Genomic DNA, 10692 nt, shown 5'->3' on the forward strand with positions numbered 1-10692 from the left:
AGTAGGTCATCGTCAGGCTCTTACAGCCCAAGAAACCCCGTAGCCCAAAGCTACGGGGTTTTTTGCTTGTTTGCGCAGAATACCTGTTCCGGCCCTGCGCGATGTGCGTGCGCCATGGTGGGTGCGCCGGCTTGAAAGACCAACATGCAACTGCAAGACATTCTGTATTCCCAAGGCTTCGGTATCCGCCGCGTGTGCTCGGGCCTGGTCCAGCAGGGCTGGGTGGAACTGTGGGACACCGAGGCCAACGACTGGGTGCGTTGCCTCGACTCCACGCAGGACATCGATCCTGAAGGCCTGCGCTATCGCGTACAGGGAGTGGAGTGGGCCTATCACGCGCTGGGCTATGTGCTGCTGCACAAGCCGGCGGGCACGGAGTGCTCGCAAAAGCCTTCAACCTATCCGAGCATTTACTCGCTTTTGCCCATGCCGCTGCGCCAGCGCCCGAACAAGGGTGCCGTGCAGGGCGTGCAGGCCGTGGGCCGGCTGGACCAGGACACGACGGGCCTGCTGCTGCTCAGCGATGATGGCCAGTTCATCCACCGCATGAGTTCGCCCAAGAAGCACGTGCCCAAGGTCTACCGTGTGACCACCAAGCATGCCGTGGATGCGCGGCAGGTGCAGCGCCTGCTGGAGGGCGTGGTGCTTGATGATGACCCCAAGCCCGTCAAGGCGGCTGCCTGCGAGCAGGTGAGCGAGCATGTGCTGGACCTCACGCTGACCGAGGGCAAGTACCACCAGGTCAAGCGCATGATCGCCGCCGTTGGCAACCGCGTCGAAGGCCTGCACCGCTGGAAGATTGGCGAGCTGGAACTCACCGAGGACCTGCAGCCGGGCCAGTGGCGCTGGCTGTCGGTCGAGGACCTGGCCAAGCTCAAGGCCAAGTGAAGCTCTCTTGTCGTTTCCCATGATGAATTCCTCTGAGCCGCGCCCAGGCTGGTCCCTGCTGTGCACGGCCTTCGATGCCCCCACGCCGCACGCGCTGCGCATCCGGCAGGACGTGCTGATCGTCGTGGATGGCCGCGGCATGATCGATGCCGTGCTGGAGCGCGGTGATCCCCGCCGCGCCGCTCTGGAGGCCGCGCATGCGGCCGCAGGCACGCTGCAGCGCCTGCCCGAGGGCCAGTACCTTTTGCCCGGCATGGTGGACCTGCATGTGCATGCCCCGCAGTGGCCGCAAAGCGGCAAGGCCCTGGATGTGCCGCTGGAAACCTGGCTGCAGGAGTACACCTTTCCCCTGGAAGCGCGCTACGGCGATGCCGGCTTTGCCACTTCGGTGTACGACAGCGTGGTGCGTACGCTGCTGGCCAATGGCACGACGACGGCCATGTACTTCGGCACCATCCACGCCGTGGGCAACCAGGTGCTGGCCGAACGCTGCCTGGCCCTGGGCCAGCGCGCCCTGGTCGGCAAGGTGGCCATGGACGAGCCGTCGCAATGCCCCCCGTACTACAAGGACGACAGCGCCGCCGAAGGCATTGCCGAGACGGCACGCTTCATCGACTGGCTGCGCCAGCATCCGGACAACGCGCAGCAGCGCGTGCTGCCGGCGATCACGCCGCGCTTCATTCCTTCGTGCACCGACGAGCTGCTGCGCGGCCTGGGCGACCTGGCTGGACGCACCGGCGCCCATGTGCAAACCCATTGCTCCGAGAGCGACTGGGCCCACGCCCATGTGCTGGAACGCCAGGGCCGCACCGATGCGCATGCGCTGCATGATTTCGGCCTGCTCACGCGCCGCACGGTGGTGGCCCATGCCAACTTCCTCACGGCCGATGACGTGGCGCTGATGGCGCGCACGGGTGCCTCGGTGGCGCATTGCCCTCTGTCCAACTTCTATTTCGCCAACAGCGTTTTCCCTGCGCGCAGCGGCCGCGAGCAGGGCCTGGGCATGGGGCTGGCCACGGACATTTCGGGGGGCTACAGCCCCAGCATGTTCGACGCCTGCCGCCATGCCATGACAGCCTCGCTGGCCTTGCACGAAGGCGTGGATCCGGCGCAGACGGCCGCCCGGCGCGGCAGGGCGGGGCAGGGCGTGCAGGCCCGCATCGACCACGTCTTTGCACTGTGGCTGGCCACGGCGGCGGGTGGCGATGCGCTGGACCTTCCCATTGGCCGCATCGAGCCCGGCCATGCCATGGATGCCCTGGCCGTCGACTGCCTGGCGCCGGACTCCAATGTGCAGATCTGGCCCGAGCAGGACGGCCCGGCCGACATCCTGCAGAAGATCATCCACCATGCCACGCGTGCCAATGTGGCCTGCACCTGGGTGCAGGGCGCGTGCGTGCACCGGCGCCAGGCGGCCAGCCCCGCCTGAAGACCGGCTGCGTTTGCGCACTGGCTGTTTCCCGCGTTTTCCGCTCCATGACCGAACCGACCTCCTCCTACGAAGGGCGCCTGATCGCCCGCCCTGACGACCGCGTCACGCTCTCCCAGGCCCTGTTGCTGGGCCTGCAACATGTGATGGCCATGGACGTGTATGTCGTGCCCTTCATCATTGCCTCGGCCCTGGCGCTGTCGCAGGTCGACGCGGCGTCCATGATCCAGTCCACCTTCCTCGCAGCGGGACTGGGCACGCTGATCCAGACGGCCTGGTGCATGCGCATGCCCGTGGCACAAGGGCCTTCCTACATTCCCCTGGGTGCCATCCTGGCCGTGGCCTTTGGCGCGGGCGGCGGCTTCGGCGGCATGGGAGCGGTCTATGGCGCGCTGATTCCGGGAGCGCTCATCGTCATTGCGCTGGGGGCGCTGGGCTGGTTCCACCGCGTGATCCGCTGGCTGGTGCCTCCCATCGTCGGCGGCACCATCATCCTCGTGGTGGGGCTGTCGCTGCTGCCGATTGCGCTGAGCGCCAACGTGTTCTCTGTCCACGGCGGCATGACGGTCAACCAGTCCATTGCGCTGGCTTCGGTATCGGCGGCGCTGCTGATTGCGGCCATGATGCTGGGCCTGCGCTTCGACAACCGGCTGGGCCGCTGGATGCGCCTGTCGTCGGTGATCATCGCGCTGGCTGGCGGCACGGCCGTCGCCTGGGGCATGGGGCTGTTTGCCTGGCAGCCCATTGCCGATGCGCCCTGGCTCACGCTGCCCAAGCTGGCGGGCATCGACTATCCGCTGCAGTTCTCGCTGCCCGCCGTGCTCACCTTCGTCGTGATCTACCTCGTGGTCATGGCGGAGACCACGGGCACGTGGTTCGCGGTCTCGGCCGTGATCAACCAGCCCATCACCAGCCGCCAGCTGGACCGTGGCGCCGTGGGCGAAGGCCTGAGCTGCAGCGTGGCCGCCCTGATAGGTGCCACGCCGGTCACCGGCTACTCCACCAATGCGGGCGTGATCTCCATCACCGGCGTGGCCAGCCGCATGGTTTTCATTGCAGCCGGCCTGGTGCTGGCCTGCCTGGGCTTCCTGGGCAAGTTCTCCGCACTGATCGCGGCCATTCCCTCGCCCGTGATCGGCGGCATGTTCGCCGTGGTCTGCGTGACCATTGCCATGGCGGGCATCCGCATCCTGCGCCATGTGCGCCTGGACGAGCGTGCCATGCTGGTGGTGGGCGTGCCCATCATCTGCTCCTTCTTTGCCACCCTGGCCCCCAAGGACTGGGTGCAGAGCCTGCCGGACATGCTGCAGTACCTGCTGGGCTCGGCCGTGACCGTGGGCGCCATGGCCGCCATGGTGATGAACCTCATCCTGCCGCGCGCGCAGGATGACGACGCCCCGGCCAGGGACCAGGTGGTCTGAACGCCGCAGGGCCTGCTTCCCGCAAATCCATGCAAAAAAGGCCATGCGCAGTTGTTGCGCATGGCCTTTTTTGCTGGAAGAGGCGGGCAGGGCCGTGCGATTCAGCGCCGGTCCAGATCGTCGATGGAGGCGCTCCAGCGGCTGTCCCAGCTGCCGCGCTCGCGCACCTGGTCGATCTGGCGGCGGTCGCGCTTGGTGGGGCGGCCTTCATGCTGGCTGGCGATGCTGCTGGCGGGCTCCGGCGCCAGCCGGCGCTGCTCTGCAAGCCGTTCGCGCTCGGCCAGGCTTTCGGCGGTTTCCTCGTACAGGGCCTGGGCCACGGGGGCGGGGCCCCGCATGCCTGAGAGGCCGCGGATGACCACGGTGCGCGGGACCTGGCCCTGGCGCAGGGCCACGGTGTCGCCGCAGCGCACCTCGCGCGCGGGCTTGACCAGGGCTCCGTTGACGGTGACGCGGCCCTTGCCGATTTCCTCCGTCGCCAGGCTGCGCGTCTTGTAGAAGCGCGCGCACCACAGCCATTTGTCCAGACGCATGGATTCGATATCGGTCATGGCGTTATTGTGCGCGCGGCGCGGGGTGCTTGCCAGTGGCCGGCTGCAGCGGAATCGCCACGTGCGCATGCAATCCGCAGACCAGGCCTTGCCGGTAGATGTTGCGCAGCTCGATGGCGCCGCCCAGCGTCTGCACGATCTCGTGGCAGATGGCCAGCCCCAGGCCCGAGCCGCTGCGCGCATTGCCGGCCGAAAATGGCTGGAACAGCCTCTGCGCCAGCTCGCTGTCTATGCCCGGCCCGCTGTCGCGCAGGCTGAGCACGGCCTGGCTGCCGGCCTGGTGCACGCTGATGTGCAGGCTGCCGGCCGCAGGCATGTGGCGTATGGCGTTGTGCAGCAGGTTGCGCGTGAGCTCGCGCAGCATCCATTCGTGGGCAGGAACGGGGCAGGGCTCCGTGTCTATGGAAAAGTCGATGTCCTGCTCCGCAATCAGCGGCGACAGTTCGATGGCCACGTCGCGCACCACTTCGTCCAGCAGGCTGGGCGCGGGCGATGCGGGCTCGGCGCTGTCTTCCTGGCGCAGCTGCTCGACCTTGGCCAGCGCCAGCATCTGGTTGGCCAGGCGCGTGGCACGGTCCACGGTGGCGCCGATTTCCTCAAAGGCCTGCTCGGCCGGCACATCGCCGCGCTGGGCCGACTGCAGCTGTGCCTTGAGCACGGCCAGCGGCGTGCGCAGCTGGTGCGACGCGTCGCGCACAAAGCGCTTCTGGTCCGACAGCAGCTGGCGAAGCCGCAGCATGAGCTGGTTGATGGCCTCCAGCAGCGGCTGCAACTCGCGCGGTGCTGAGGGTGCCGACAGCGGGCTCAGGTCGCCGCGCGGGCGCGATCGCAGGTCGCTGCTGAGCCGGCGCACGGGCTGTGTGGCGCGCTGGACGACGAAGATCACGATCAGCGCCACGGCGGCCACCAGCAGGGCCTGCCGCGCCAGCGTGGTGCGCAGGATCTGCAGGGCCAGCGCTTCACGCAGCTCCAGCGTCTCGGCCACCTGGATCACGGCCATGCCGCGCCCCTTGGCGCTGGCCACGGGCTGCAGCAGCACGGCCATGCGCACGGGCCGGCCCCGGAACTGTGCGTCGTAGAAGTCGACCAGGGCCGCGTAGGGCGGGCGCTGGGGAATGACGCCGTGCCACATGGGCAGCTCGCCAAAGCCCGACACCATTTCCCCCTCCAGCGTGGAGACGCGGTAGAACATGCGGCTCTGGTTGTCGGCCTCGAAGATCTCCAGCGCCGAGTAGGGAACGATGGCATGCAGCTGGGCGGACTCGTCATAGCCCGTCACATCCAGCTGCTCGCTGATGCTCTTGGCCGAGGCCAGCAGCGTGCGGTCATAGGCGGTGTTCAGCGCAGCCAGCGTCTGGTGGTACAGGCTCCAGGTATTGAAGCCAATGAACAGAATGACGGGCACGAGAATGCCCGTCAGCAGCTGGCGGCGCAGCGACCAGGGCTGGCGCGTGCGCGCGGGGGCGGGAAGGGGAAGACCGGGGTCGCGCATGGGCTGCGGTGAGTGGTGGAGTGCCTCAGGCCGACTCGGCCTTGAGCAGATAGCCCAGGCCGCGCAGCGTGACCAGCTGCACGCCCGTGCCCGACAGCTTCTTGCGCAACCGGTAGGCGACGACTTCCACGGCTTCGTACTGCACGTCCGACTCGCCGGGAAACACCAGCGCGAACAGGCGCTCCTTGGCCACGGCATGGCCGGGGCGTGCCAGCAGGGCGTGCATCAGGGCCAGCTCGCGCGGCGTCAGCTCCATGATCTCGCCATCGCGGTGGATGGCGCCGCTGGCCTTGTCGTAGCGCAGCGCACCCATGGCGATGGTCTCGGGCGGCGGCTTGGGCGTGAAGCTGTCGCTGCTGCGGCGCAGCAGGGCGCGCAGCCGGGCCTCCAGCTCGTCGAGGTCGAAGGGCTTGGCCAGGTAGTCGTCGGCACCGGCGTTCAGGCCCAGCACCCGGTCGCCCACGGTGCCGCGCGCGGTCAGGATGAGCACGGGCGTGCGCAGGCCCTGGCCGCGCGCACGCTCCAGCACCTGCAGGCCGTCCAGGCCGGGCAGGCTCAGGTCCAGCACCACGGCGTCGGGCTCGCGCACCAGCCACTGCGCCAGGGCCGAGGGCCCGTCGGCCGCCGTCTCCACCTGGATGCCGCGCCTGATCAGCGTGCGCTGCAGCGTGGTGCGCATGGCGTTGTCATCTTCTACGAGCAGCAATTGCATGGGCCGGACGTTAGCACCGGGCGCGATGCAGGCCATCGTGGCGAGAGCGATCTAGGGATTCCCCTAGGGGTTTGGACAGCCATTTGACAGGTAGCGAACCGATCATCGACAGCCTTACAACACAAGGAGTCAAACCATGCGTCGTGATACTTTTCTGAAGTCGCTGGCCGCACTGGCCGCCGCAGGCAGCCTGCCGCTGTCTGCGCAGGCTGCGGCAGCCGTCAAGATGATGCTGCCGGCCAACCCCGGCGGCGGCTGGGACACCACGGGCCGTGCCCTGGGCAAGGCTTTGCAGGACGCTGGTCAGGCTGCTTCCGTCACCTATGACAACAAGGGCGGCGCCGCCGGCGCCATCGGCCTTGCGCAGTTCGTCAACGGCAGCAAGGGCGATCCCAACGCCATGATGGTCATGGGCGCCGTCATGCTGGGCGGCATCATTACGGGCAAGCCGCCCGTGAACCTCACGCAGGCCACGCCGCTGGCCCGCCTGACCAGCGAGTACAACGTCTTCGTGCTGCCCGCCAACTCGCCCTTCAAGAACATGGCCGAGGTGATCGCCCAGCTCAAGAAGGACCCGGGCTCCGTCAAGTGGGGCGGCGGCTCGCGCGGCTCCACCGAGCACATTGCGGCGGCCATGATTGCGCGTGAAGTCGGCGTCGATCCCTCCAAGATCAACTACGTGGCATTCCGTGGAGGCGGCGAGGCCATCTCCGCCATCCTGGGCGGCAACGTCACCGTGGGCGGCAGCGGCTACAGCGAGTTCGCCGAGTACATCGGCACCGGCAAGATGAAGCCCATCGGCGTGACCTCGGGCCAGCGCCTGAAGGGCGTGGACGTGCCCACGCTCAAGGAGCAGGGCATCAACGTGGAGATCGGCAACTGGCGCGGCGTGTACGGTGCGCCCGGCATCACCAAGGCACAGCGCGATGCGCTGGTCGCCATGATCGAGAAGGCCACCAAGAGCAAGGCCTGGGCCGAGGCGCTGCAGAAGAACGACTGGACGCCTGCATGGCTGGCCGGCGATGCCTTCGGCGAGTTCGTGGACCAGGAGTTCGCGAGCCTGCGCGCCACCATGGTCAAGTCCGGCATGGTGTGATCGAGCTGCTGCACCGGCCTCTTGCGGGGTCGGTGCAGCAACAGGCCCGCCCTCCTGCTGGCCACGGCAGGCGCCAGTCGCAGCGCCTGCTTCAAGAAGCGGAAGATGCCCGCGCGCCGCGCCAGCGGCTCGCAGGCCCCGGCGGCTTAATTTTTTCCCCACGTCTGCAGCGGTGGCCGGACCGGTCGCCGGTCCCGCTGCGGCCAGGAACTGACCATGTCCGAGTCCTCACAACCCAATCCACTTGCCACGGATGCCGCCCAGGCCGATGAGCCCAGCGGCTTTCCCTCGGTACGCGCGCAGACCATCGTCGGCTCCGGCGTGCTGCTTGTCGCTGCAGGCCTGGCCTTCGGCGCGCTGCAAATCCCTGGCGATGCCGGCTACGGCGGCGTCGGCCCCAATTTCCTGCCCTGGCTGTGTGCATTGGTGCTCGCAGTCTGCGGCGCCTGGCTGGTCTGGGAGGCACGCACGGGCGGCTTTCGCGAAGCCTCTTGCGGGGGCGGCCACCCACGAGCCGACATCGGCGCCTTCGTCTGGGTGTCGACGGGCCTGCTGGTCAATGCCGTGCTGATCGGCACCGTGGGCTTCATCGTCAGCTGCACCGTCTGCTACGTGCTGGCCGTGCAGGGCCTGCGCCGTGCCGGCGGCCAGGCCCAGGCGGGCAAGCCCATCACCTGGGCCAAGGACGTGGTCACCGGACTGCTGATCTCGGCGCCTGTGTTCTGGGCCTTCACGCAATTCCTGGCGATCAACCTGCCGGGCCTGACTGAGACGGGGTGGCTGTAATGGAAATCTTTGACGCACTGCTGGCGGGCTTTGCCACCGCCATCACTCCGGCCAACCTGCTGTGGGCCCTGGTCGGCTGCGCCCTGGGCACGGCCGTGGGCGTGCTGCCCGGCATCGGACCGGCCGTGGCCGTGGCCATGCTGCTGCCCATCACCGCCAAAGTCGATGTCACCGCCTCGATGATCTTCTTCGCGGGCATCTACTACGGCGCCATGTACGGCGGCTCCACCACCTCCATCCTGCTGAACACTCCCGGGGAGACCGCGAGCATGGTCACGGCCATGGAGGGCAACAAGATGGCCAAGAGCGGCCGCGCGGGCGCCGCGCTGGCCACCTCCGCCATCGGCTCCTTCGTGGCCGGCACCGTGGCCACCGTGGTCGTCACGCTGTTCGCGCCTTCGGTGGCCGACTTCGCCGTCAAGCTGGGCCCGCCCGAGTACTTCATGCTGATGGTGCTGGCGTTCACCACCGTGAGCGCCGTGCTGGGCCAGAGCGCATTGCGCGGCATGACGGCCCTGTTCCTGGGGCTGGCACTGGGCTGCATCGGCATGGACCAGATCTCGGGCGCTGCGCGCTACACCATGGGCAAGATGGAACTGCTGGACGGCGTGGACATCGTGCTCGTGGCCGTGGGCCTGTTCGCCGTGGCCGAAGTGCTGTACGCCGCCATGTACGAAGGCAAGGTCGTCGATACGCAAAACAAGATGGGCCGCGTGCACATGACCGGCCGTGACTGGAAGCGTTCGTGGCCCGCGTGGCTGCGCGGCACCGTCATCGGCACGCCCTTCGGCTGCATTCCCGCCGGCGGCACCGAGATCCCGACCTTCCTGAGCTATGCCACCGAGAAGAAACTGGCCAAGGGCGAGGACCGTGCGGAGTTCGGCACCAAGGGCGCCATCGAAGGCGTGGCCGGCCCAGAGGCGGCCAACAACGCCACCGTGACCGCCGCGCTGATCCCGCTGCTGACCCTGGGCATTCCCACCAGCAACACCACGGCCGTGCTGCTGGGCGCCTTCCAGAACTACGGCATCAACCCCGGCCCGCAGCTGTTCAGCTCGTCCGCGGCCCTGGTCTGGGCGCTGATCGCCTCGCTGTACATCGGCAACCTGATGCTGCTGGTGCTCAACCTGCCCATGGTGGGCCTGTGGGTCAAGCTGCTCAAGATCCCGCGTCCCCAGCTGTACGCCGGCATCCTGATCTTCGCCACCGTGGGTGCCTACGGCATGCGCCAGAGCGCGTTCGACCTGTTCCTGCTGTACGGCATCGGCGTACTGGGCGTGATCATGCGCCGCTTCGACTTCCCCACCGCGCCCGTGGTGGTGGGCATGATCCTGGGCCCCCTGGCCGAGGCGCAGATGCGCAACGCCGTGTCCATCGGCGAAGGCAGCTGGTGGATCTTCCTGCAGCGCCCCATGTCGCTGACGCTGATCATCATCGTGGCCTGCGTGCTCATCGTGCCGCGCGTGCTCAAGCGCCTGCAGCCCAAGCCCTCGCCGCAGGCCACTGCCGGCTGACGCCAACCCGTTGCTAGCCGGCCCGTCGATGCTACGCATGGCGTCCACGGGCCCCTGACAGCCCCTGCCTTTCGAGGCGGGGGCTTTTTTATTGACGCGCCTTGATGCGGATCAGCAGGCGCCTCATGCCCATTGCGCCAATGGCATGCGGGAATTATCGATATGGCCGTCCATGGGTGAAGCTTCATTCAATTGCTGATGTATCCAAGATAATTAATCTGCTTACATTTATAGGAAAAGTCTGACGCATAAATCAATTGCGCCATTGCCATTGGCCTGTCTATGATTCGCGCTCATCGAGAGAGGGGAGCCGTCCGCAGGGCGGTTGACACAATGACACGACCATTTGACATCCGCACGCCATGGGGCGAGCCACTGCATTCTCATGAAATGCCTGGCCATCAGGGAATCCGCCACTGTCTCCATCTGCCTGGGATGAGGCAATGTGAAGCAATTGCCGCTCTGGATACAGCGATACGAAGCGACTGCGCCATCAAGTCCACTCAGGAGAAGTCCGCATGAGTGGCCAACCCGCAGCCCGCATCACCGACAGCGTCGTCAAGGGCAAGATCGTCACCGGCTCGCGCACCGTGCTCATCGGCAGCCAGGGGGGCCTGGCCTGCTCCGTCTGCCCGGACGGCATCACCGTCGGATCCCCCGTCAACCCCCAACTGGGCGCCAAGGTCCTGCTGGGCGCACAAGACCTGGACTTCGCCCTGCCATCGGCTGCGCTGCCCGTGGCCTGGCAGCGCCAGTACAGCAGCTACGTCAACCCCGAGCACGGCGCGGCCTGCGGCCTGCTG

Annotated in this window: 10 protein-coding genes; 7 read left to right on the top strand and 3 right to left on the bottom strand. The window is 67.5% G+C overall.

All coding sequences use genetic code 11. From position 1 onward, the window contains the following. Nucleotides 1-144: 144 nt before the first annotated feature. Genes L995_RS00355 through L995_RS00365 form a run of 3 tightly spaced genes read left to right on the top strand, consistent with a single transcriptional unit; the run spans nucleotide 145 to nucleotide 3738 of the window. Nucleotides 145-888 (top strand): 16S rRNA pseudouridine(516) synthase, encoded by a 744-nt coding sequence (locus tag L995_RS00355; protein WP_016454025.1) that lies wholly within the window; start codon nucleotides 145-147, stop codon nucleotides 886-888. A gap of 19 nt (nucleotides 889-907) precedes the next feature. Next, entirely contained in the window at nucleotides 908-2317 is a 1410-nt protein-coding gene (gene guaD / locus L995_RS00360; RefSeq protein WP_047468059.1) for a guanine deaminase, read from the top strand. A 47-nt stretch (nucleotides 2318-2364) separates the two neighbouring features. Next, nucleotides 2365-3738 (top strand): uracil-xanthine permease family protein, encoded by a 1374-nt coding sequence (locus tag L995_RS00365; RefSeq protein ID WP_047468066.1) that lies wholly within the window; start codon nucleotides 2365-2367, stop codon nucleotides 3736-3738. Between the two features lie 101 nt (nucleotides 3739-3839). Here L995_RS00365 and L995_RS00370 read toward each other — a convergent pair whose 3' ends face one another. The 3 genes from L995_RS00370 to L995_RS00380 are packed head-to-tail and all read right to left on the bottom strand — an operon-like array spanning nucleotide 3840 to nucleotide 6529. Beyond that, nucleotides 3840-4289: an RNA-binding S4 domain-containing protein gene (locus L995_RS00370; RefSeq protein WP_016449644.1), complete on the bottom strand. Its 450-nt coding sequence runs from the start codon at nucleotides 4287-4289 to the stop codon at nucleotides 3840-3842. A 4-nt stretch (nucleotides 4290-4293) separates the two neighbouring features. Further along, complete coding sequence (locus L995_RS00375) at nucleotides 4294-5781, bottom strand: sensor histidine kinase (RefSeq protein WP_016454029.1); 1488 nt, start codon at nucleotides 5779-5781, stop codon at nucleotides 4294-4296. A gap of 25 nt (nucleotides 5782-5806) precedes the next feature. Continuing rightward, nucleotides 5807-6529 carry a response regulator transcription factor gene (locus L995_RS00380; RefSeq protein WP_016449642.1) on the bottom strand — a complete coding sequence of 241 codons (723 nt, stop codon included), beginning with the start codon at nucleotides 6527-6529 and terminating at the stop codon, nucleotides 5807-5809. A gap of 100 nt (nucleotides 6530-6629) precedes the next feature. On the opposite strand from L995_RS00380, the gene L995_RS00385 reads away from it, so the two are divergent. The 4 genes from L995_RS00385 to L995_RS00400 form a co-directional block, all read left to right on the top strand. Continuing rightward, nucleotides 6630-7589 (top strand): Bug family tripartite tricarboxylate transporter substrate binding protein, encoded by a 960-nt coding sequence (locus L995_RS00385; RefSeq protein WP_016449641.1) that lies wholly within the window; start codon nucleotides 6630-6632, stop codon nucleotides 7587-7589. A 216-nt stretch (nucleotides 7590-7805) separates the two neighbouring features. Next, nucleotides 7806-8375 carry a tripartite tricarboxylate transporter TctB family protein gene (locus L995_RS00390; protein ID WP_016454030.1) on the top strand — a complete coding sequence of 190 codons (570 nt, stop codon included), beginning with the start codon at nucleotides 7806-7808 and terminating at the stop codon, nucleotides 8373-8375. Next, nucleotides 8375-9889 (top strand): tripartite tricarboxylate transporter permease, encoded by a 1515-nt coding sequence (locus tag L995_RS00395; protein ID WP_016449639.1) that lies wholly within the window; start codon nucleotides 8375-8377, stop codon nucleotides 9887-9889. Before L995_RS00390 ends, L995_RS00395 begins: the two co-directional genes overlap by 1 nt. 518 nt (nucleotides 9890-10407) lie before the next feature. Next, on the top strand, nucleotides 10408-10692 hold a 285-nt coding region (locus tag L995_RS00400), incomplete at its 3' end, for a DUF6531 domain-containing protein (protein WP_047468063.1).

The organism is Delftia sp. ZNC0008 (assembly GCF_000799035.1).
Lineage (GTDB): Bacteria > Pseudomonadota > Gammaproteobacteria > Burkholderiales > Burkholderiaceae_C > Comamonas > Comamonas tsuruhatensis.